The sequence below is a fragment of the Salinispirillum sp. LH 10-3-1 genome, assembly GCF_030643825.1.
Taxonomy (GTDB): Bacteria; Pseudomonadota; Gammaproteobacteria; order Pseudomonadales; family Natronospirillaceae; genus Salinispirillum.
Genome location: NZ_CP101717.1, coordinates 2,892,157 through 2,912,665 on the forward strand (window position 1 = coordinate 2,892,157; position 20,509 = coordinate 2,912,665).

At 55.2% G+C, this 20,509-nt stretch carries 21 protein-coding genes; 4 read left to right on the forward strand and 17 right to left on the reverse strand.

Annotated elements, in window-relative coordinates:
• Nucleotides 1-30: 30 nt before the first annotated feature.
• The 11 genes from rnr to tsaE all read right to left on the reverse strand — a co-directional run bounded on the left by rnr (nucleotide 31) and on the right by tsaE (nucleotide 14,073).
• Nucleotides 31-2,385 (reverse strand): ribonuclease R, encoded by a 2,355-nt coding sequence (gene rnr, locus NFC81_RS13265; RefSeq protein ID WP_304994958.1) that lies wholly within the window; start codon nucleotides 2,383-2,385, stop codon nucleotides 31-33.
• A gap of 106 nt (nucleotides 2,386-2,491) precedes the next feature.
• Nucleotides 2,492-3,787, reverse strand: a complete 1,296-nt coding sequence (locus NFC81_RS13270) for an adenylosuccinate synthase (RefSeq protein ID WP_304994959.1) — start codon at nucleotides 3,785-3,787, stop codon at nucleotides 2,492-2,494.
• 71 nt (nucleotides 3,788-3,858) lie between these two features.
• Nucleotides 3,859-5,052: an ATP phosphoribosyltransferase regulatory subunit gene (locus tag NFC81_RS13275; RefSeq protein ID WP_304994960.1), complete on the reverse strand. Its 1,194-nt coding sequence runs from the start codon at nucleotides 5,050-5,052 to the stop codon at nucleotides 3,859-3,861.
• A gap of 196 nt (nucleotides 5,053-5,248) precedes the next feature.
• Nucleotides 5,249-6,121, reverse strand: a complete 873-nt coding sequence (gene hflC / locus NFC81_RS13280; protein WP_304994961.1) for a protease modulator HflC — start codon at nucleotides 6,119-6,121, stop codon at nucleotides 5,249-5,251.
• 12 nt (nucleotides 6,122-6,133) lie between these two features.
• Nucleotides 6,134-7,291: an FtsH protease activity modulator HflK gene (hflK, locus tag NFC81_RS13285; RefSeq protein WP_304994962.1), complete on the reverse strand. Its 1,158-nt coding sequence runs from the start codon at nucleotides 7,289-7,291 to the stop codon at nucleotides 6,134-6,136.
• Nucleotides 7,292-7,313: 22 nt separating this feature from the next.
• Nucleotides 7,314-8,624 (reverse strand): ribosome rescue GTPase HflX, encoded by a 1,311-nt coding sequence (gene hflX / locus NFC81_RS13290; protein WP_304994963.1) that lies wholly within the window; start codon nucleotides 8,622-8,624, stop codon nucleotides 7,314-7,316.
• 14 nt (nucleotides 8,625-8,638) lie between these two features.
• A complete protein-coding gene (hfq, locus tag NFC81_RS13295; protein WP_304994964.1) occupies nucleotides 8,639-8,887 on the reverse strand; it encodes an RNA chaperone Hfq in 249 nt (82 codons plus the stop codon).
• 218 nt (nucleotides 8,888-9,105) lie between these two features.
• Nucleotides 9,106-10,053: a tRNA (adenosine(37)-N6)-dimethylallyltransferase MiaA gene (miaA, locus tag NFC81_RS13300; protein ID WP_304994965.1), complete on the reverse strand. Its 948-nt coding sequence runs from the start codon at nucleotides 10,051-10,053 to the stop codon at nucleotides 9,106-9,108.
• 282 nt (nucleotides 10,054-10,335) lie between these two features.
• Nucleotides 10,336-12,249: a DNA mismatch repair endonuclease MutL gene (gene mutL, locus NFC81_RS13305; protein ID WP_304994966.1), complete on the reverse strand. Its 1,914-nt coding sequence runs from the start codon at nucleotides 12,247-12,249 to the stop codon at nucleotides 10,336-10,338.
• Complete coding sequence (locus NFC81_RS13310; protein ID WP_304994967.1) at nucleotides 12,242-13,573, reverse strand: N-acetylmuramoyl-L-alanine amidase; 1,332 nt, start codon at nucleotides 13,571-13,573, stop codon at nucleotides 12,242-12,244. Before NFC81_RS13310 ends, mutL begins: the two co-directional genes overlap by 8 nt.
• Nucleotides 13,570-14,073, reverse strand: a complete 504-nt coding sequence (gene tsaE / locus NFC81_RS13315) for a tRNA (adenosine(37)-N6)-threonylcarbamoyltransferase complex ATPase subunit type 1 TsaE (RefSeq protein ID WP_304994968.1) — start codon at nucleotides 14,071-14,073, stop codon at nucleotides 13,570-13,572. Before tsaE ends, NFC81_RS13310 begins: the two co-directional genes overlap by 4 nt.
• 86 nt (nucleotides 14,074-14,159) lie before the next feature.
• On the opposite strand from tsaE, the gene queG reads away from it, so the two are divergent.
• From queG to NFC81_RS13330, 3 genes are all read left to right on the forward strand, one after another.
• Nucleotides 14,160-15,227 carry a tRNA epoxyqueuosine(34) reductase QueG gene (queG, locus tag NFC81_RS13320; protein ID WP_304994969.1) on the forward strand — a complete coding sequence of 356 codons (1,068 nt, stop codon included), beginning with the start codon at nucleotides 14,160-14,162 and terminating at the stop codon, nucleotides 15,225-15,227.
• A gap of 64 nt (nucleotides 15,228-15,291) precedes the next feature.
• Nucleotides 15,292-15,795: a hypothetical protein gene (locus NFC81_RS13325; protein WP_304994970.1), complete on the forward strand. Its 504-nt coding sequence runs from the start codon at nucleotides 15,292-15,294 to the stop codon at nucleotides 15,793-15,795.
• Nucleotides 15,796-15,826: 31 nt separating this feature from the next.
• Entirely contained in the window at nucleotides 15,827-17,029 is a 1,203-nt protein-coding gene (locus NFC81_RS13330; protein WP_304994971.1) for a cation:proton antiporter, read from the forward strand.
• A gap of 9 nt (nucleotides 17,030-17,038) precedes the next feature.
• Here NFC81_RS13330 and NFC81_RS13335 read toward each other — a convergent pair whose 3' ends face one another.
• The 4 genes from NFC81_RS13335 to NFC81_RS13350 all read right to left on the reverse strand — a co-directional run bounded on the left by NFC81_RS13335 (nucleotide 17,039) and on the right by NFC81_RS13350 (nucleotide 19,356).
• Nucleotides 17,039-17,740, reverse strand: coding sequence for an HAD family hydrolase (locus NFC81_RS13335; RefSeq protein WP_304994972.1), 702 nt, complete (start codon nucleotides 17,738-17,740; stop codon nucleotides 17,039-17,041).
• A complete protein-coding gene (locus NFC81_RS13340; RefSeq protein WP_304994973.1) occupies nucleotides 17,740-18,357 on the reverse strand; it encodes an FMN-binding negative transcriptional regulator in 618 nt (205 codons plus the stop codon). Before NFC81_RS13340 ends, NFC81_RS13335 begins: the two co-directional genes overlap by 1 nt.
• 28 nt (nucleotides 18,358-18,385) lie before the next feature.
• Nucleotides 18,386-19,054 carry a DNA-3-methyladenine glycosylase I gene (locus NFC81_RS13345; protein ID WP_304994974.1) on the reverse strand — a complete coding sequence of 223 codons (669 nt, stop codon included), beginning with the start codon at nucleotides 19,052-19,054 and terminating at the stop codon, nucleotides 18,386-18,388.
• 80 nt (nucleotides 19,055-19,134) lie between these two features.
• Nucleotides 19,135-19,356 (reverse strand): VF530 family protein, encoded by a 222-nt coding sequence (locus NFC81_RS13350; protein WP_304994975.1) that lies wholly within the window; start codon nucleotides 19,354-19,356, stop codon nucleotides 19,135-19,137.
• Between the two features lie 176 nt (nucleotides 19,357-19,532).
• Between NFC81_RS13350 and NFC81_RS13355 the strand changes: the two genes are divergently transcribed.
• A complete protein-coding gene (locus tag NFC81_RS13355) occupies nucleotides 19,533-19,877 on the forward strand; it encodes a rhodanese-like domain-containing protein (protein WP_304994976.1) in 345 nt (114 codons plus the stop codon).
• Between the two features lie 32 nt (nucleotides 19,878-19,909).
• Here NFC81_RS13355 and NFC81_RS13360 read toward each other — a convergent pair whose 3' ends face one another.
• Nucleotides 19,910-20,122 carry a hypothetical protein gene (locus tag NFC81_RS13360; RefSeq protein WP_304994977.1) on the reverse strand — a complete coding sequence of 71 codons (213 nt, stop codon included), beginning with the start codon at nucleotides 20,120-20,122 and terminating at the stop codon, nucleotides 19,910-19,912.
• A gap of 22 nt (nucleotides 20,123-20,144) precedes the next feature.
• Nucleotides 20,145-20,480 (reverse strand): hypothetical protein, encoded by a 336-nt coding sequence (locus NFC81_RS13365; protein WP_304994978.1) that lies wholly within the window; start codon nucleotides 20,478-20,480, stop codon nucleotides 20,145-20,147.
• Nucleotides 20,481-20,509 lie beyond the last annotated feature (29 nt).

Consider the following 20,509-nt stretch of genomic DNA (forward strand, 5'->3'; position numbering starts at 1 on the left):
AGATTTAAAACAGATGCCCCAGAAGGGGCATCAGAACGGACGGGGCGCGCGCTTTTTCTTGCGATTGGCGACCGGCTTACCACCTTTTTTCTTCCGCTCGGGCTTTTCCGTTGGCAAGGTGCCGGGTTCAGCACGCTTCTTCTTGCTGTCCCCGGTATCCGCCAATTCGAAATCGATCTTACGGTCGTCCAACGACACCCGTGCAACCCGCACTTTAATCTCGTCACCGAGGCTGTGCATGACACGCGTCCGCTCGCCCACTAAACGCTGTTTCGCGGCGTCGTAGACATAATAGTCGCGCGACAAGGCGGTAACGTGCACCAAGCCATCGACCCAGAAATCATCCAACTGCACGAAGAAGCCGAAGCCCAATACGGCGGTGATCTTACCGCTGAAGACTTCGCCAATGTGCTCCTGCATGAACTCACACTTGAGCCACGACACCACATCACGCGTGGCTTCGTCGGCGCGGCGTTCATTGTGCGAGCAATGCTCGCCCAAGGCGTACATACGCTCTTCGGTATACGGGTAGGATTTTTCCAGCTTAACCTGCGGCGTATCCTTGGTGCGTTTTAACTGACCACTGCGGCGCCCGCTGTGAATCAGGCCACGCAGGGCACGGTGCACCAACAAATCAGGGTAACGGCGAATGGGTGACGTGAAGTGCGTATAGGCGTCATACGCCAAACCAAAGTGGCCCAGATTTTCCGGCTGATACACCGCTTGCGACATGCTGCGCAGAATCATGCTCTGAATGGCATCGTGATCTGTACGGCCGTGAATCTGCTCCATCAGCTCGCGATAATCCGACGGTGCAGGCTCTGCCCCGCCGCGTAACGCCAAGCCCAATTCGGCCAGATAACCACGCAGATTTTCCAGCTTCTCGGCAGGCGGCACGTCGTGTACGCGATACAGCGCCGGAATGCCGGACTTGTCCAGAAATTCGCCGGTACAGGTATTCGCTGCCAGCATGCACTCTTCGATGATTTTATGCGCGTCGTTACGGGCATAAGGTACGATGCGCTCAATCTTTTTGTCGGCACCAAAGATGATGCGCGGCTCAATGGTTTCGATGTCCATGGCGCCACGTCGAGCGCGGGTGCGGCGCAATGCTTCATACAACTCAACCATTTGCGTCAGCGATTTGCGGACTTTTGCCGGATCGCCTTGCACTTGGTTCATCACCGCCGATTCGTCGCCTTGCATCCAGTCCCACACATTGGTGTAGGTTAAACGGGCTTGACTCCAAATCACCGCCTCGTAAAAGCGATAACCTTCAATGTCGCCGTTGTCTTTGATCAGCATCTCGCAGACCAACACCAAACGATCCAGCGCCGGGTTCAACGAACACAGGCCGTTCGACAATTTTTCCGGCAGCATGGGAATAACGCGCTCCGGGAAATACACCGAGGTAGCACGCACTTCGGCTTCTTTATCCAAGGCTGAGCCGGGGCGCACGTAGTGACTGACGTCAGCGATGGCTACCCACAGTTTCCAGCCGCCGGGGCGCTTCGCCACGCAGACGGCGTCGTCGAAATCGCGCGCGTCTTCACCGTCGATGGTGACAAACGGACGATCGCGCAGATCAACGCGACCTACCAGATCGCTCTTGCGCACTTCATCGGGCAGATCAGCCAATTGCAAGGTAACTTCTTCCGGCCATTCGTAGGGAATCCCATGGCTGCGCAAAGCGATGTCGATTTCCATACCCGGCGCCATAGAGCGACCCAATACTTCGGTAACTTCACCGAGCGGCTGACGTCGTACGTCAGGCTGATCAGTGATGCGTGCGGAGACGATGTCACCTGGCTCGGCACCACCGGACTTGCCGGGCGGAATCAAGACGTCGTGTGACAGACGACGATTTTCCGGCAACACATAAGAAATGCCGGATTCACTGTGATAGCGCCCAACCACAAAGGCTGTATTGCGCTCAATCACTTCAACAATATGACCTTCCAGACGACCACGATGGTCGCGATCGGTGGTGCGTACCACGGCTTTGTCGCCATCAAAACAGGCGCGCATTTGGCGGTGCGACAGACTGATGGCTTCGCCACCGTGATCCGGAATCAACAAGCCGTGGCCGTCAGGGTGTCCCTGTACGCGCCCACGGATCAAGCTCATGCGATCAATCAGGCCGTAAGCGCCCTGACGTGAACATATAACTTGGCCATCACGCACCATGGCAATCAGCCGGCGACGTAAGGCTTCAATTTCATCTTCGGTTTTAAGACCCAGTTCGGCCACCAACTCAGGGTGAGTTGCGGGAGTGCCACGTTCGGTCAGATGTTCTAACAGAAATTCCCGGCTTGGCACCGGATTGTCGTAACGTTGAGCTTCCCGCTCCGCATAGGGGTCTTTGTTCTTCTTTTTATTTCCCACTTAAATTTTTCCTCTTAAAGCAGAGCGCCATACGGCGCTCTGACAGCAGCGCAGCACGAACCTTCGTGCCGCTGCCTCAATGGTATTGCTCAACCAGCCTCCTCTGTTAAACGGAGAACGCATGACGCAAGACGATGGTCTCGCTGCGATCTGGCCCGGTTGAGACGATGTCGATGGGAGCACCGACGACTTTTTCAATGTACTTGATGTACGCCTGCGCATTAGCAGGCAATGCATCTATAGATTTAGCACCAACGGTGCTTTCTTGCCAGCCTGGCAAAGTTTCATAAACCGGCACGACGCTTTCAAAGCCTTCCGACTCAGCGGGCACCGTCATGGTATTGCCATTCTGATCTTTGTAGCCAACACAGACTTTCACTTCAGCCATGCCGTCCATCACATCCAACTTGGTCAAGCAGATACCAGAAATGGAGTTGATCTGAATGGCGTGTTTTACTGCAACGGCGTCAAACCAACCGCAACGACGCGCACGGCCTGTGGTCGCGCCGAATTCGTGTCCACGCTTGGCCAAGCCAGCGCCCACGTCGTCCATCAGCTCGGTCGGGAACGGGCCGCCGCCGACACGCGTGGTGTAGGCTTTGGTGATACCCAACACGTAGTCGAGATACAACGGACCAACGCCAGAACCGGTCGCCACGCCACCTGCAGTGGTGTTCGACGAGGTGACGTACGGATAGGTACCGTGATCGATGTCAAGCAGCGAGCCCTGCGCACCTTCAAACATGATGTTGGCGCCACGATTACGGAACTGGTGCACAAGGTCAACAGTATCGCACGCCAAGTCTTTGATCTGCTCGGCCCACGCCATGGCATCGTCATACACTTGGTCAACCGACAGTGCTGGCTGCTTGTAGTACTGTGTCAGAGTGAAGTTGTGGTAGTCCAGAATCTCAACCAGTTTTTCACGGAAGATTTCAGGGCGATACAAATCACCCAACTTGACCGCACGACGAGCGACCTTGTCTTCGTAGGCAGGGCCAATGCCGCGCCCTGTCGTACCGATCGCCTTAGCACCACGACGCTCTTCGCGCGCTTTGTCCAAGGCTACGTGGTACGGCAGAATCAACGGGCACGCCAGACTGACTTTTAAGCGCTCACGCACGGGAACGCCCTTGTCTTCCAGCATGTGGATTTCTTTCAACAACGCATCGGGTGCAACCACCACACCATTGCCAATGATGCAGGTCACACCGTCACGCAGGACGCCAGAAGGAATCAGGTGCAGTACGGTCTTTTCACCATCAATTACCAGAGTGTGACCCGCATTGTGGCCTCCCTGATAACGTACAACCGCTTCAGCTTCGTCGGTCATAAGATCAACGATCTTACCCTTGCCTTCGTCGCCCCACTGCGTTCCGAGAACTACTACGTTCTTACCCATGAGTTGCTCTAACCTTTATCAATAGTCAAAAATTGAGTGTGATTTACGCTCTGCGAGACCCTTATGGGGCTTCACAGCGGCGTGACCTGCCACGTTCCCGACAGCTCGCTCAGTCGATGTGAGCATTCCAATTCAGCCGCCTCTTCGGCGCGCTGCGTAAATCCTTGCACCACGACAGAGCCCTCGGCGCGCAACTGGGCGATCACCCGTTGCAAGCCAGCCTCGTCGTGCCCTTCATTGGCAAGCATAGGCGCATAAATACGGCGCCGATGCTGCCGAATACTCGGGTCCGTCAAGCCGCCTAACGTCTTAAGGTCAGCGGAGAATCCGGTGGCGGGCCGGCTGCGCCCGTACGCAGCGCCGGTGTCGTCGTAACGACCGCCTTTGGCAATGGCATGCCCGTGTTCCTTATGAAACAACGAAAACACCAACCCTGTATGGTAGTTGTAGTCACGTAATTCTGCGAGATCGAGGTGCAAGCGTACTTCTGGATGCTTCTTCTGCAGCACATTCACCAGTTCACGCAACGCAATCAGCGTATCGTTCACCGCGAACGCACGCAATGTGTCGTCTAACCGATCCAGCAGCTCGACACCACCCGACCAAGTCGGCATCGACATCAGTAATTTCCGATGGGCATCGCTGCTCACATGCACATTGAGCCATTCCTTAAGCTCTGGCAGAGCACGCTGGCGCAGCAGGCCGTACAGTTCAGATTGCAGCGCCGACGGCAGACCTAAAGAGTCCACCACGGCGTGATAAATCGCCACATGGCCAATATCCAGGGTCAAGGATTCAAGACCAAACGACTGCGCCAGTTCCACCATTAAGCAAATGACTTCGATGTCCGCTGCCAACTCAGAGCTGCCATAGATTTCAGCCCCCACTTGCAGTGGGTTGCGCGACGACAGCAATGATGATTTACGGGCATGCAAAACGGGCGCGCAATAGCAGTACCGCGCTACGGCGATGCGGCCGATGCTGTGGGCATCCATGCGCGCAACTTGTTGGGTTAAATCTGGGCTAATGCCAAGCAGCCGGCCCGACAACTGATCTGTCACCTTAAAGGTCAACAGGTCAAGGTCGTTACCCAGTCCAACTTGGAGGCTTTCTAAGAATTCCGCCTGCGGTGGCATTACCTGCTCATAACCCCAGGCCTGAAATAAATCGAGAGTGCGACGGCGCAGCGCTTCAACGTGCGTTGCCATCGGCGGCTGGACTTCTTCAATGGCGTCCGGCAATAACCAACGGTCGGTGTTGTTCATGGCACCTATAACTAACAGAACATAAAAAAACCGGGACTCTGCCCGGTTTGCGGAAGTATAAACGCTTTGTGATCAATACTCACCCGATTTTTGCAGGGTGGGCGCTATACTCTTAAGCGTTTGAAGATAGGACTGGGGCCCTACGTTAAAACACCACGTAGAAGCTCAGCCCTATTCAGATCTTCATGCAGGAATCTTAACGGACACCTGACCCTTGGTTTAGGTAACGGAAGAAGTCGCTTTCCGGCTCGAGCACGAAGAGGTCATTACCATTAAACGAGTCACGGTAAGCCTGCAGGCTGCGCCAGAAGGAGAAGAACTCTTCGTCTTGCGAGAATGCCTCAGCGTATACCTGCGCTGCAATCGCATCACCTTCACCACGAATGATCTGCGATTGACGGAACGCGTTCGCTATGATTTCCGTGCGCTGACGATCTGCATTAGCGCGGATACCTTCAGCTTGCTCGCTACCGCGGGCACGAATCTCTGTTGCCAGTTTCTCACGATCTGTTGCCATACGCGTGTAAACGTTGTTACTGACTTCTTGTGGTAAGTCGATCCCTTTAATACGAATATCCACGACTTCCACGCCCAGCGCGTCACGGCCCAACAGGTCAACGCGATCACGGATTTCCGTCATCAACTGGTCACGCTCACCCGACACTACTTCGTACAGGGTACGGGTACCAAAGGCACTCCGCAGACCATCGTTGGCCAAAGCTGACAAACGCTCAGAGGCGGCCAGTTCGTCACCCGCTGTAGCACCATAATAGGTCCGCGGATCAGAGATTCGCCACTTGACGAAGGCGTCCACAATCACTGGCTCTTGGTTCACCGTTAAGAAGCGCTCAGGACGTGAGACGTTGGTCAACACACGACCGTCAAACATCTTCACCGTATCAATGAACGGTACTTTGAGGTGCAAGCCAGCACTAACGTCCGGGTTCACTACTTCACCGAAGCGCAACTGCACGGCGCGCTGCTTCTCGGTCACGATGTACAGCGTTTGGCTGGCCACTAACACCACTAGGGCGATTACGACCAAACTGATTACATTACGATTACTCATGGTCATATCTCCTTAGTTACGGCCTGGATTCTGACGAATCCGGCGTTCCAGTTCATCGGTGATACGACGTAACTCAGTGTCACTCAAGCCACCCGCGGCGCCAGCACCTGAAATGCGATCTAACGGCAGATACATCATGTTATTACTGCCTTCACGCACGTCCAGCAAGACCTTGTTGGTATCGCGATAGATCGACGACAGAGTCTCAAGATACAAACGTTCCCGAGTCACGGCTGGGGCCATGGCGTACTCGCTGTATAGACTTAAGAAACGTGCGGCGTCACCTTCGGCCTGAGCTACCAGCTCCGCCTTGTAACCTGCCGCTTCTTCTAATTGACGCTGAGCCGCACCACGTGCTTCCGGAATCACTTGGTTTGCATAGGCTTGCGCTTGGTTGATCACACGCTGCTCGTCTTCTCGAGCGCGAATTACGTCATCAAAAGCTTCGCGTACGGCGTTGGGGGCTTGCGCTTCCCGAATGTTCACCGCACTGATCACAATGCCTGAACCGTACTCATCCATATAGCGCTGCAAGCGTGTACGGATGTTGGCCGCCATCGCTGCACGACCAGCGGTGATGACTTGGTCTAACACCAAGCTACCCACTTCGTGACGCAATGCTGCATTGGAAGCATCTTCCAAGCTGCGCTCAGGAGAACGCACGTTCAGGGCAAATGCCCGTGCGTCGGTAGCCAGGAACTGAACCGTCATCGCAACATCTACAATGTTGTCGTCTTCGGTCAGCATCAGCCCTTGGTAAGAGTATGAACGCAAGTTAGTGACGTTCACCTTTTCCACTTGATCGATCAACGGAATCTTAAAGCGCAGACCCGGCATTTCCATCTTATGGAAGGTACCAAAACGTAATACAACGCCACGTTCCTGCTCATCGAGGGTATAGAAGGCATTGAACAAGCCGGCACCCAACAGGATCACAATACCGGCCAACCAAAAGCCTTTCGCACTGCCCGGTTGGCCACTGGAGCCACCCGTACCACCGCTGTTATTGCCACCGCCCTGCTTGTTACCGCTGAGCCACTGGTTGATTTTTTTGGTCCAATCACTGATCAGCTGATCGAGATCCGGTGGGCCATCTTGCTTACCGTTATTTCGGCGGCCCCAAGGATCTTGGTCATTGCGCTGATTATCAGGCGGTTCGTTCCACGCCATGGTTCTCTCCGATTTATCGTTATTAACGTTCAAAAAACTCTTTGGGTCGCGGCGCCAAATACGCGTCGGGCGCTATACCGCAGCGGTTCAGCATGCGCTGAAAATCTTTTTTCTGCAGGCTGATATCCAGGCAGGCATTGCCCGCCTCGTCATAGTGCTCATGCTTTACCGCATCGACTTCGAACAACTGTGCCCGCAAGGCCGACCACTGAGGCGGCACGGCGATTTCACCGGTGAACATCTCGTCGCCTAACCAAGCGATAATGGCGTCACGCAGCAAATCAAACCCGGTGCCTTCCAAGGCTGAAACCCAAACGGCTTCCGGCTTGCCCTGTGCATCGTAGTCAATTTGTGGCTGTTTGCCGAGCAAATCCGCCTTATTAAACACCAACAAAGTAGGTGTTTCATCAACGGCCAGCTCACTTAACACTTCGTTTACTTGTTCAATATTGGCGTCACGTTCGGCGGCTGCACAGTCAATAACGTGCAACAACAGATCCGCCTCGGCCGTCTCCTGCAAGGTCGCCTTAAATGCTTCGACCAATTTGTGTGGCAGGTGGCGAATAAAACCCACCGTATCCGCCAACACCACATCCCCCATATCACCGACTTTAAGCTTTCTGAGCGTCGGATCCAAGGTGGCGAACATCTGATCCGCCGCATAAACATCCGAAGACGTCAGCGCATTGAACAAGGTGCTCTTACCCGCGTTGGTATAACCAACAATGGCTACCGTGGGCGTATCAGAGCGCTGGCGCGCGCGTCGACCTTGATCTCGCGTACGCTCAACCTTGCTCAAACGGCGCAAAATACTGTTAATACGTTCGCGCAGCAAGCGACGGTCAGTTTCCAGCTGGGTCTCACCCGGCCCGCGCAACCCGATACCACCCTTTTGCCGCTCCAAGTGCGTCCAGCCACGCACCAAGCGGGTCGCCTGATACTGTAACTGAGCTAACTCAACTTGCAGCTTACCCTCATGGGTACGGGCACGTTGCGCAAAGATATCGAGAATCAATCCGGTACGGTCCAACACTCGGCATTCGACCAAGCGCTCCAAGTTGCGTTCTTGGCTGGGCGACAAGGAATGGTTAAACAAGACAACGTCAGCGTCGAATTCCTTCACTGCCGCTTTGATTTCATCAGCCTTACCAGACCCGACGAATAATTTAGGATGGCGCACTGTGCGTTTGCCAGTAATGAGTGTTACGGGGTCGGCGCCAGCTGAGTTGACAAGTTCGACAAACTCAGCGGCGTCCTCACGGTCGTCACCCTCGGGAAAATCGATGTGGACCAGCACGGCGCGGTCCCCACCCTGGGCACGTTCAAAGAACAATCAGATACTCCAGATTATGCGTCCGCCGCATCTTCTTCGTCGCCATCGTAAGGCAACTTAACCGGACGCGACGGCACCACGGTTGAGATGGCATGTTTGTAGACCATCTGGGATACCGTATTTTTCAACAGAATCACAAATTGGTCGAAAGACTCTATCTGACCTTGCAACTTAATTCCGTTCACCAAAAAGATGGATACAGGAATGCGCTCTTTACGCAGGTAATTCAGATAAGGGTCCTGAAGGCTCTGTCCTTTAGACATCGTGTACTCCTCAGTTATTTTAATAGTTATCAGGGTGATGCACGGTAGCCTTAGCTTCTGCGGGTAACACTCATTACCACGCCAGCACCCACTGGGCACACACGGCGATGCGTCGTTATGACGCTGTACCCTGTATTCTGTTGCGGCACCAACACCAAGATGCAAACACCGCTTTGTTACTTGCGAGTGAAGCTCGCCTCACACTGCTTTTGCTGGAACTAAAAATGCTTTTCCAGGCACTTCAAGACATCAGTCGTCAGATTGGGCGAAAGAGTATCAAAGCTCGTCAAGTTGCGCCAGCCCCGCAACCACGTAAGCTGACGTTTCGCCAGTTGTCGTGTTGCTGCCAAGCCTTGGGCACGCATGTCATCCCATGAAATATTCTGTGCTATATATTCCCACATTTGACGATATCCCACACAGCGAATTGACGTGTGATTGACATCGAGATCGCCACGTTCGAACAGGGCTCGCACCTCCTGCTCAAAACCCTGCGCCAACATGAGGTCAAAGCGTTGCTCAATTCGCCCGTGCAATACGGCACGCTCTTCAGGCCGCACCGCCAACTGCACAACGGGCCATGGAAATTCTGGGGCAACCTCACCGGCGGGCAACATGGGGGTTTTGTCACGCCATAACGCACTCATGGGGCGACCGGTGCTCAAGCACACTTCAAGGGCGCGCACCACGCGCTGACGATTATTAGGATGTACGCCTGCGGCGGCTTCTGGATCAAGTCGAGCCAGCTCGGCATGCAACACCGCCCACCCTTCGTGTTCACCACGCGCCTCTAGGCGCGCACGCAGTTCGGGCTGTGCGGCCGGCAGCTCCGCCATATCGGACAGCAAGCCACGAAAATACAGCATGGTGCCACCCGCCAGAATGGGTTGTTTGCCACGGGCGATGATGTCTGCAATCAATGCCATGGCGTCGTCGCGAAAGGCACTGACGGAATAGCTTTCTATAGGGTCAATAATATCCAGCAGGTGGTGCGGAATGCCCTGCTGTTCTTCGGCAGTGGGCTTGGCCGTGCCAATATCCATTCCGCGATAGACCAGCGCCGAATCGACAGAGACGACCTCGCCATCGAGCCGTTTTGCCAGCTCAACCGCCAGCCCGGTTTTTCCCGATGCCGTGGGGCCCATGAGGCATATAATCGGTGTCATTGCATTCGGTGTCCTTAGTCAACGGATGGCATTGCCAGATACATATTAGGCAATACTGACGATGCGCGCTCAGCAATCAATAAGTGTTAGTCGTGCCTGCCATATCGTGGGCTATCGGTCATTGAAAAAAGGCGACCAGGTGTGACAGAGGGCCTCTGCGCACAGGACGTGCGCAGCGGAGCCCCCATCGACGGGTTTATGGCGTCCCGATGTCACACCTGGTCGCCTTTTTTCAATGGCTCAGTGCTCAGTGCTCAGTGCTCAGTGCTCAGTGCTCAGTGCTCACTGCCCACGCATGAACAACTTGTCGAGCTCGTGCATGCTGAGCTGCACCCAAGTCGGACGACCGTGGTTGCACTGACCACTGCGCTCGGTGGCCTCCATATCGCGCAGCAAACCGTTCATTTCTGGAATGGTCAATTTGCGATTGGCGCGGACTGAGCCGTGACAGGCCATGGTCGATAGAATTTCATTGCGCGCCGCCAAGATCGCATCACTGGTATCGTACTGCACCAGCTCTGCGAGTACGTCACGCACAAGGTTTTCTATTTGCTGCGCGGAAAAGAACACCGGCACCTGCATCACCGACACCTGCTCCGGGCCAGTACGACGAATATCAAAACCGAAGTTTTGAAATACACCGCCAAATTCTTCCGCCGCATCGGCTTCACGCTGACTGACATTTAAAGTCGCGGGCACTAATACGGGCTGTGATGGCATGTCCTGGCTGTCCATGGCGCTCTTCATGCGCTCATAGGTAATGCGCTCGTGTGCCGCGTGCATATCCACCAACACCATGCCTTCCTGATTTTGCGCCAGAATGTACACGCCATGCACCTGCGCCAGCGCAAAGCCCAAGGGTGGCACCTCGGCATCGGGGTCTGGATGCAGATTTTTGTACGCACTGATCTGCTCCGACACATTGGCAATGGGCGCGGGACGAGATTGCGCCAACCAGCTCCGTGTACCGGCACCATCGAGCGCCGTCGTCTGCGTCGAGGACGTGTCTGCACTCGGCCACGCCAAATCATGCCGGGGAGTCGGTGACGTGGCTGAACCAGCATTATCACGCAAGGCTATGGTGCCTTGCTCGGGCGCTGGCTGCTGCCACGCGGTTGATGCGGCTGGCATCTGCGCCAGATTCGCCTGCTTTTGGGCTTCCGGCGTCACACCGGCTAACGCCTTGTGCAGGGTGCGAAACAAGAAGTCGTGGACCGTGCGCGCATCACGAAAACGCACTTCATGCTTGGTCGGGTGCACATTGACGTCAACCCCTGTAGGGTCGAGATCGAAATAGAGGACATACGCGGGATGCCGGCCATGGAACAAGACATCACGGTACGCCTGCTTGACTGCGTGCGACACCACACGGTCGCGCACCGGGCGACCATTGACGAAGAAATACTGCAAGTCCGCTTGGCGGCGGTTAAAGGTCGGCAGACCCAGCCAACCCCATAATTTCAACCCCTGATGCTCCACCTCTACATACAGACTCTGCTGCATAAAGTCGGCCGAACACAACTGGGCAATGCGCTTTTCCTGTTCTGCCTGACTGTGACACGCGGCCAAACTATGAATAACCTTGCCGTTGTGCTTCAGGCTGAGAAAGCGATCCCACTGGCTCAGCGCCACGCGCTTGAAGGTTTCTTCCAGATGGCCGAACTCGGTTTTTTCCGTTTTCAGGAATTTACGCCGTGCTGGTGTATTAAAGAAGAGGTCACAGACTTCGACACTGGTACCGACTGGATGCGCTGCAGGAGTGACCGTGGGCACCATGTCGCGCCCGTCGGTGCGCGCTTGCCAACCTTCGGCGGCGTCCAGATGGCGCGAACTCAATGTTAAGCGTGACACCGAGCTGACCGACGCCAAGGCCTCACCACGAAAACCGAGCGAGGCCACACCTTCGAGTTCGTCGAGGTCGTAGATTTTACTGGTGGCATGCCGACTGAGCGCCAAAGGCAACTCGTTTTCACGAATGCCATGTCCATCGTCCCGCACCAACAGGCGCTTGACGCCGCCCTGCTCGACATCAACTTGAATACGTTTCGCGCCGGCATCCAAACTGTTTTCCAGCAGTTCTTTTACTACCGACGCCGGGCGCTCAACCACCTCACCGGCGGCAATTTGGTTGGCCAAGCGGGGCGACAATACTTTGATAGCACGATTGCCAAGCTGGGCTTGTTCGGTCTTATCCACTGGGCACCCGCAGCACTTGGCCGATACGAATTACGTCGGAATTCATACTATTGATTTCGCGCAAGCGACTGAGACTAACTCCGTGGCGCGCCGCAATACCCGACAAAGTGTCGCCACTCCGTACCGTGTATTGGGAAAACGAATTCCCATTACGGCGCTGCGCATACACCCATGTATTGGGTGGCGGATGCGCATCAAAATGGTCTTTAATACCGGCAAAAATGGATTGCGCCAATCGTCGACGATAGGCTTGCGAGCCCAGATTACGTTCGTCATTCACGTTCGACATAAAGCCCGTCTCAACGAGAATTGACGGCACATCCGGGGATTTCAGCACGGCGAAACCGGCCTGCTCGACGCGCGACTTGTGCAACCTCGTGACATTACCTACTTGCCGCAAAACCGAGGCCCCAACGGTTAAACCTTCCTGCATGGAGTGCGTCATCGCTAAATCCACGATGACGCCACGCACCACCGCATCCATAGACTCCAAATTCACGCCGCCTACACCGCCGATGGTGTCAGCAGCGTTCTCACTTTCGGCCAGATAGCTTGCCATCGTTGAAGTAGCACCGCGATCCGACAGCGCATAAACGGATGCCCCAGACGGCTGTGGACTGGTGAAGGCATCGGCATGGATAGACACAAAGAAATCAGCATTGGCTTCGCGCGCCAGTTGGCGACGACGCACTAAGGAAATATAGTAGTCACCGGTGCGCACCATAAACGGCGTATACCCCGGTGTCGCCTCGATAATGGCTTCCATTTCGCGCGCAATGGCGAGCACTACGTTCTTTTCAAAAGTACGGTTACGCCCGATGGCGCCGGGGTCTTCGCCGCCATGCCCGGCGTCAATGGCGATTATAATATCGCGCTGCCCGCCAGTCTGGGCCTGACTTGCCTCGCGTGCGGCCTGCAACTGCACCGATCGACCTTCTTGGCGCTGCAGGTCGATCACCAAACGGTGGCCGTACTGCTCGTTAGGCGGCAGAACAAAACTGCGCGGACTCAGATCTTCCGCCAAGTCCAACACCACACGTAGACCACCGTTTTCACGCTGAGCGGCGCGCACCGAGCGCACGCCACTATCCGCCAATTCAAGATCGCCAATGGAAGCAAAGAGATTGGTATCGTCGAGATCCACCACCACGCGCGATGGCCCGGTAAGCGTGAACACACGATGATCGGCTTCACGGGTGAGATCCAAGACCAAACGAGTATGGTCAGGGGCGCGCCAAATACGTAGATTGGTAACAATATTAGTAGCGCTGGCGATACCTGCCAACGACCAAAGTACGATGAGAGCGATTACTTGACGCTTCATGCCGGTTTCCATTGTTCTAAGCGCTGAGCCCAGAGTTGCCCGATGGGTGAATAAGCGCTCCACTCCAGTACGCGCCCACTGCCCTGCTCGGTCAGCGCCAGTACCAGGTCGGCCGGTCGCAACACACCCGCACCGCGCTCAGGCCATTCAATCAAACACACTGAACTGGGTGTATCGTAATCCCGAATACCAATAAACTCCAACTCTTCCGGATCACCTAGACGATACAAATCAAAGTGATACACCGCATTATCATCCCATTCATAGGCTTCCACCAGCGTGTAGGTAGGACTTTTTACCGTCCCCTCCCACCCCAAGCCACGCAAAAAACCGCGTGTCAACGTGGTCTTACCCATACCGAGATCACCCAACAAATAAATCATCACCCCGCGCTGCGCTGCTGCTGCCAACGCTGCACCAATTGACTCTGTCTCGTCTGCATCCTGGAGCACACAGTGGCCGGATTGCAGTACTGCTTGTGGTTGTTGGCTGTTGTGCATAGAAACGCTGGTATCTGTCGCTGTGGTTTGCGCAGAAGTGTATCATTGTCATCACATACACTCTACTTTGTAGCCTTAGCCATGCCATGCAACGCCTGAACACCTTGGACCTGAGCCACTTCCGCACACGCCTTGACGAACAGGCCGAAGCATTGGGCTTTGCCGACCTGGGTATCACCGGCATCGACCTGAGTGCTGAAAAACCGCGCTACCAAGCATGGCTCGATAAAGGCTACCACGGCACCATGGCCTATCTGGCCGACCACGGCGACAAACGCTTTCATGCCGACCAACTGGTGCCCGGCACTCGTGCCGTCATTAGCGTGCGCATGGACTACAAACCACCGGCCCGCACCCGCGAATTGCTGGACCATCCCACTCAGGCCTATATAGCACGCTACGCACTGGGCCGTGATTACCATAAATTAATGCGTAAACGCTTGGTGCAGTTGGCGAAATGGATGGAGCAAGAAGTCGGAGCCCTGGGCTACCGTGCATTTGTGGACAGTGCTCCGGTGCTGGAGCGCGCCATTGCGCGCAACGCTGGCCTTGGCTGGCAAGGCAAGCACACGCTGATCATCAACAGCCAGGCCGGGTCGTGGTTCTTTTTAGGTGAACTGTTCACCGACCTGCCCCTGCCGCCTGATGCACCGCAAGCCACCGAGCATTGTGGCAGCTGCACCCGGTGCTTAGATGTCTGCCCCACACAAGCCTTTACAAAAGCTTGGGAACTGGATGCCAGCAAATGCATCAGCTATTTAACGATTGAACACAAAGGCCCAATTCCCAAGGAGCTGCGCGCCCCGATGGGTAACCGCATTTTCGGCTGTGACGACTGCCAGATTTACTGCCCATGGACCAAGTTCAGCCCGACTACGGAAGAAGCCGATTTCCAGCCTCGCCACACACTCGACGAAGCTGATTTACTGGCGTTGTTTGGGTGGGACGAAGCGACTTTTCTGGAACGTACCGAAGGCATGGCGATCCGCCGGACAGGCTATGAAAACTGGCAGCGCAACATCGCCGTAGCGCTAGGGAATGGAGCAGCCTCAGCCGAAGCCATGGAGGCACTGCGCAAGCGACACCCAACCAGCACACCCATGGTGCAGGAACACATTGAGTGGGCTCTGGCACGCCTGAAAGATCAGAACTAACAGTTGCCGTCGCGCATTACGCTCACTATGATGAGATACAAGGCAAGCAGTTGACGTCCAGCCTATGACCACCAGCGCGCAAGAAAAGCTCGACCTCGAACACGAAGCCGCCAAGCTGTTCATGCGCTTGTATGAACGGCAATTTGGCGTGCCCATGCGGCACATCTGGCACAACGAGCCGCGCAAGCCGGATGTTTCCTGCTATTTAGAGGGAGAGAAACTCGACCTTGAAATCGCTCACCTGTACGGCAGCGAAGCCGAAGCCATTTTAATCCACAAGCGTGAAATCAATCAGCGCACGATAGAAGCGCTGCATCGCCTGCTGGACGTACCCATCAGTCAACGCTTACTCGCCGCGCTTAACACCATCCTCGCCAGTAAGGCGGAAAAGACGTACCACAGCGACCGTGTTTGGCTGGTGTTGCGCAATACCAACCCTCTGTGGACACGGATCGATCTCGAAGCCAATTTGCACCACGTCACGCTGCCCGAGGCGCATCCCTTCGAGCAAATATGGGTGGTGGGTGACATGAACGGCGAGTCCGGTATAGTACAGCTGTTCCCCTAACCTCCTTCTCCGGCACAGGATTCACCACACCATGGATGCCCTCTCCTTCAGCCTGTTCGTTGCCTTGGTGTTAGCCGGTGGCTGGGCCGCGTCGCGTCTGGCGCAGACCGCACGCCTACCTGGCATTCTGGGCATGCTGGTATTTGGTCTGTTATGGGGCATTTTTGCACTGGATGCTGTGCCGCCGCTGGCGTGGGATATCGAACCCTTCATTAAGGGCTTGGCCCTGATCATCATTCTGCTGCGCGCCGGGCTGGGGCTCCGTCGCCGTGTTCTCGCCAAAGTTGGCCGCACCGCGCTGTTGCTGGCGGTCATTCCTTGTACCCTAGAAGCCTTGGCCTTGATGCCGCTGCTGCATCTGATCTTTGGCCTTGATTGGCTGGTCGCTGGCTTAGCCGCATGGATGCTTGCGGCGGTCAGTCCAGCCGTCGTGGTGCCCACCATGCTCAAGCTGCAAGCGGAAGGACACGGCCAGAAAAACCATCTGCCCGCCATGGTGCTGGCTGGCGCCTCAGTTGACGATGTCATCGCCATCACGTTTTTTGCCGCCTTTTTGGTCATGGTCAGCAGTGCAGGTACCTCACCAGACGGGCTTAACTCAGCGCTGGGAACACTGGGCTTGGTGCCCTTGTCCGTGCTCGGCGGCATTTTACTGGGCGCAGCCGTGGGCTTGGCCTTGGCGTGGTGGCTGCAACGCCACTACGAGAAGATTCGCGCCACCGATAAGGCCATGTTGATTGTGATGGTCAGCATCGTCGTGGTCGCACTGGGCGACTGGTTGTCACTGGCGTCTCTGCTGGCCGTCATGACCATTGGCATCATATTGCTGGAACGCGCCGAACCGGTGGCCAATGAAGTGGCGGTCAAACTGGCGAAGTTCTGGATTCCAGCGGAAATCGCCCTGTTTGTTTTCATCGGCTTGCAGGTAAACCCCAGTGTGGCGCTGGAAACGGGCTTGCTCGGCGTACTGGTGATCGTCGGTGGTTTACTGGCACGGACATTGGGAGTCTTGATCGCCACTGGCTTAGACGCACGATTGTCGTGGCTTGAACGCTGGTTCTGCGCTGCGGCCTATGTCCCCAAGGCGACCGTGCAGGCGGCCTTGGGAGCGGTGCCACTGAGCCTGGGGATTGCAGGCGGGGAAGTCATCTTGTCGCTGGCGGTGATTGCTATTTTGTTCACGGCGCCCTTGGGCCTGATGCTCATACGCCACCTTGGGCCACGCCTGCCCTAGCGGTCGGCTTTAATTGCTTATTCGGAGCAGACCTGCGAGTTCAGCAATACGGGCAATCTGATGAAAACCCGGCGTGTCCGGCAGGGGTGCTGCCGCCTCTTCGTGCTCCCATGTCAGGCTATGTGGCACATAGACCGCCTGCGCGCCCAATTCAAGCACGGGTAGGATGTCCGAGCGCATCGAATTACCGACCATCAAAAAATCCTTCGCGGCTACGCCATGGCGCTGCAATAACGCATCGTAGGTTTCCGCGTTCTTTTCGCTGACCACTTCGATATGAGCAAAATACGGCGCCAGGCCTGAACGCGCCAGCTTAGCGTGCTGATCTAACAAATCGCCTTTGGTAATGACCAGCATAAGGTAGTACGGAAACAGCGTCTCCAACGTGTCGGTCACCCCGTCAAGCAAACGCACGTCCGCCGTCAGCATGGTACGGGCGGCATTCAGAATGTGCTGTATGTCAGTACCGGTAATTCGACCTTCGGTCAACTCGACCGCCGTTTCGATCATCGACAGCGCAAAGGCTTTTACGCCATAGCCGTAATGCGGCAGATTCTTTATTTCCGTCTCATAGAGTCGCGCAGCGATCCAGTCTGGGCTGTGATACTGTGCCAACAGCGCCTTGAATTCCGCCTGCACTTGGCGAAACAGGTGTTCGTTGTGCCACAGTGTATCGTCGGCGTCGAAGGCAATGACTTTGACCGGCCCCATCACACCTCTCCTGTACCCAAACCGGTCGCCGCCATATAGGCCGCTAGCGCTTGGTCATCCAGTCGCTTCGAGCCGCTGAGGGCGGCAAACACGCCGCGTTGATCGGCCGTCGAACGCTGCTGCCCCAGCTTCTGCTTGCCTTCGAGCTGCGTGATCTCAAGCCGGAACCCGACGATCGCGGGCAGCAATTTATCGCGGTAAGCGTCGGTAATCACCGTGCGCTCTGCCAACAAGTCAGGCTCGTATTGGCGTACTGTGTCTTCCACCACCGCTAGGGTTTGTTCGGCATTTAACAAGGACACCCGCCCGGTGACATGCACGGCGGCGTAATTCCACGTCGGCACATTGGGCTTGGCAGCGTACCAGGTTGGCGAGATATAGGCGTGCGGGCCACTGAAGATAACCAGGGCGTCTTGGCCGTCCAGGTTTTCCCAATGCGGATTGCCGCGCGCAAAATGCCCATACAGCGTACCCAATTTGCCCTCTTCTCGATGCAGCACCAACGGCTGATGCGTCGCTTGCAAGTCAGCGGAAACCACCGCAGCAAACCCGTGGGCATCAATAAAGTCATGTTGTGCCGCGAGATCAACCATTTTCATGGCCTTAGGTATGTACATGAAGAGTTCCTTACTGCGCCTGATCTAGTTAATCGTCTATGCTGCACGCAAGAATGCGCGACAGATGACTGAAGGGTAAACCGGTTTCCGCATGCCATTCGTTAAAAGCGGCTTGCGCCTGACGTAAGCCTTTCTGGCTGAAGGGTGCTGCGTCCAGAATTTTTTCGCGTTTCAGTGCGGCAACGACGTCATTGGACAGTATGTAGCCGTCCCAGCCGACTTGGCGTAAAAAATACTGCGGTGTGGCACCGCCAAGGCGCGCGCCGTTCTTCTTGAACCAACGTTGCAACCCAGCCTGATCATCCGATGGCCATTGCGCCAGAAAGCGCCCAAAACCGTCAAACTCGCGTGAAGCATCGACGATCATGCGCGCGTTATGAGGCACGGTATTGATCTTTTGCATATTGCGCACCACGCGCTCATCCTTACCTAGGTTTTCCAGCACGCTGGGTGGCACCTGCTGCCAATAACGCGGCACGAAGCCTTCAAACGCCGCTTCAAAATCCGGCCATTTGTTACGGATCACTCGCCATACAAAGCCCGCTTTAAACACACACTGAGTCAGGGCTGATAAATAGCGGTCGTCACCGACGCTCACCAATTCTTCCGACGTGGCTACGTCTGGTAACAATGCCTGCAAACCTGCATGGCCGCCTTTGCGCGCCAGCGCGCGCTCATGTATTGCTTGGAATCCCACAGAAACATCTCCAGAAACCGTATTGGCAGTGCCTACACGTCAAGTGATCACAGAGTTCGTGATATTAGGAAATTAATGACCTAGTTGGAAAACGTATCTATATACAGTTGCTCAACTTGCGCTCGCGCCCATGGCGTGCGCCGCAAGAACTTAAGGCTGGACTTCACCGATGGATCACTTTTAAAGCAGTTAATATTGATTTTTTGCCCCAGTACGTCCCAACCGTAGTGGGCCTCCAGTGCAACAACGATGGCCTCAAGGGTGAGGCCGTGCAGAGGGTTTTTCGGTTGTTCGTGGTTCATGCTAGGGCACCCAGATATTCAATGGCTACATCCTACCACCCTGAGGTTAGTGAGCAATCGGTTACTCGCTGACTTGATTAAGTCCGGCCTCTGCTTTTGAATTTTTGTAACCATGTCCATTTACTTTAGATATTACTTATATTATGATTAACTAATACATTAAGTTGGAGATGACGATGGCTTACACCGAAAAGTTTCAAGCAATGGCCGACCGAGCTCGTGCGCAAGTCAGCGACGTAACACCGGAACAAGTTGATGACCTGGTAACACAAGGCGCGGTGCTACTCGACATTCGCGACAAAGAAGAACACGACGCCGATCACATTGCAGGCTCGATCAACATCAGTCGCGGCAAGTTGGAAATGAACGTGGAAGGTGAGATTCCTGATCTGGACGCCACCATTCTCTGCTACTGCAACGCGAACAACCGTGGCGCCTTGTCAGCCGCAGCCTTAAAGAATATGGGTTACAAGAACGTGCGCTACATCAACGGTGGGTTGCGTGCTTATCGGTCGAAATAATTCATTCCAATTAAGCGTAAGCGGCTGGCCTTTTAACCGAGGCCATCGCCACCCGAGCCTTGTCCGTCACCCCCATGCCCTCCATTAAACCAATCTGGCAACAACGACATCACCTGGCTCACGGTGTAAACCACCAGCAGTGAAAACAAAAGCGGCAACAGCAACCCGCGCAGCAGACTGTCAGATTGAGTATCCATCAGGAACCACAAAGCCACTGATACCGCCAACAGTAAACACAGTTTCATAGCGCTCCCTCCATCAACGTGCTCAAAACACTTTTTTGGCTATCAACCAGCTATCTGGACATTTGACGTTTTGGGGTAGGGTCACCGCTTTCGAAACATCACAGAGCCGACCGGAACGCGCATCACTCACGAAGGCCAATTGCTCGTCCTCATAGTAATGCAACGTATGAAGCACTAGTCCACCCAGTTTTTGAGTTACCCTAACCGTGGACTCAATGCCGTAAACGGCCCGAACATCCTCAATGGTTTGGAACCGTTTGCCATCGACATACATGCCACACCCTTGCAGAACCAGCAACCCCACAAGCAGGGAGTATTTAATCGCACACCGACGCACGTCCTTCAATAATAAACGCACTTCTTCTCCTTAATACGTTGTGAATTCCT

Bases quoted from the DNA above. Each gene is read 5' to 3' on its own strand.
- NFC81_RS13340 (WP_304994973.1), bottom strand. From the start codon at position 18,357: ATGTACATACCTAAGGCCATGAAAATGGTTGATCTCGCGGCACAACAT.
- NFC81_RS13360 (WP_304994977.1), bottom strand. From the start codon at position 20,122: ATGAAACTGTGTTTACTGTTGGCGGTATCAGTGGCTTTGTGGTTCCTG.
- NFC81_RS13330 (WP_304994971.1), top strand. From the start codon at position 15,827: ATGGATGCCCTCTCCTTCAGCCTGTTCGTTGCCTTGGTGTTAGCCGGT.
- hfq (WP_304994964.1), bottom strand. From the start codon at position 8,887: ATGTCTAAAGGACAGAGCCTTCAGGACCCTTATCTGAATTACCTGCGT.
- NFC81_RS13335 (WP_304994972.1), bottom strand. From the start codon at position 17,740: ATGGGGCCGGTCAAAGTCATTGCCTTCGACGCCGACGATACACTGTGG.
- NFC81_RS13275 (WP_304994960.1), bottom strand. From the start codon at position 5,052: ATGAACAACACCGACCGTTGGTTATTGCCGGACGCCATTGAAGAAGTC.
- hflC (WP_304994961.1), bottom strand. From the start codon at position 6,121: ATGAGTAATCGTAATGTAATCAGTTTGGTCGTAATCGCCCTAGTGGTG.
- NFC81_RS13310 (WP_304994967.1), bottom strand. From the start codon at position 13,573: ATGAAGCGTCAAGTAATCGCTCTCATCGTACTTTGGTCGTTGGCAGGT.
- queG (WP_304994969.1), top strand. From the start codon at position 14,160: ATGCAACGCCTGAACACCTTGGACCTGAGCCACTTCCGCACACGCCTT.
- miaA (WP_304994965.1), bottom strand. From the start codon at position 10,053: ATGACACCGATTATATGCCTCATGGGCCCCACGGCATCGGGAAAAACC.
- NFC81_RS13325 (WP_304994970.1), top strand. From the start codon at position 15,292: ATGACCACCAGCGCGCAAGAAAAGCTCGACCTCGAACACGAAGCCGCC.
- NFC81_RS13355 (WP_304994976.1), top strand. From the start codon at position 19,533: ATGGCTTACACCGAAAAGTTTCAAGCAATGGCCGACCGAGCTCGTGCG.
- hflK (WP_304994962.1), bottom strand. From the start codon at position 7,291: ATGGCGTGGAACGAACCGCCTGATAATCAGCGCAATGACCAAGATCCT.
- tsaE (WP_304994968.1), bottom strand. From the start codon at position 14,073: ATGCACAACAGCCAACAACCACAAGCAGTACTGCAATCCGGCCACTGT.
- NFC81_RS13350 (WP_304994975.1), bottom strand. From the start codon at position 19,356: ATGAACCACGAACAACCGAAAAACCCTCTGCACGGCCTCACCCTTGAG.
- NFC81_RS13270 (WP_304994959.1), bottom strand. From the start codon at position 3,787: ATGGGTAAGAACGTAGTAGTTCTCGGAACGCAGTGGGGCGACGAAGGC.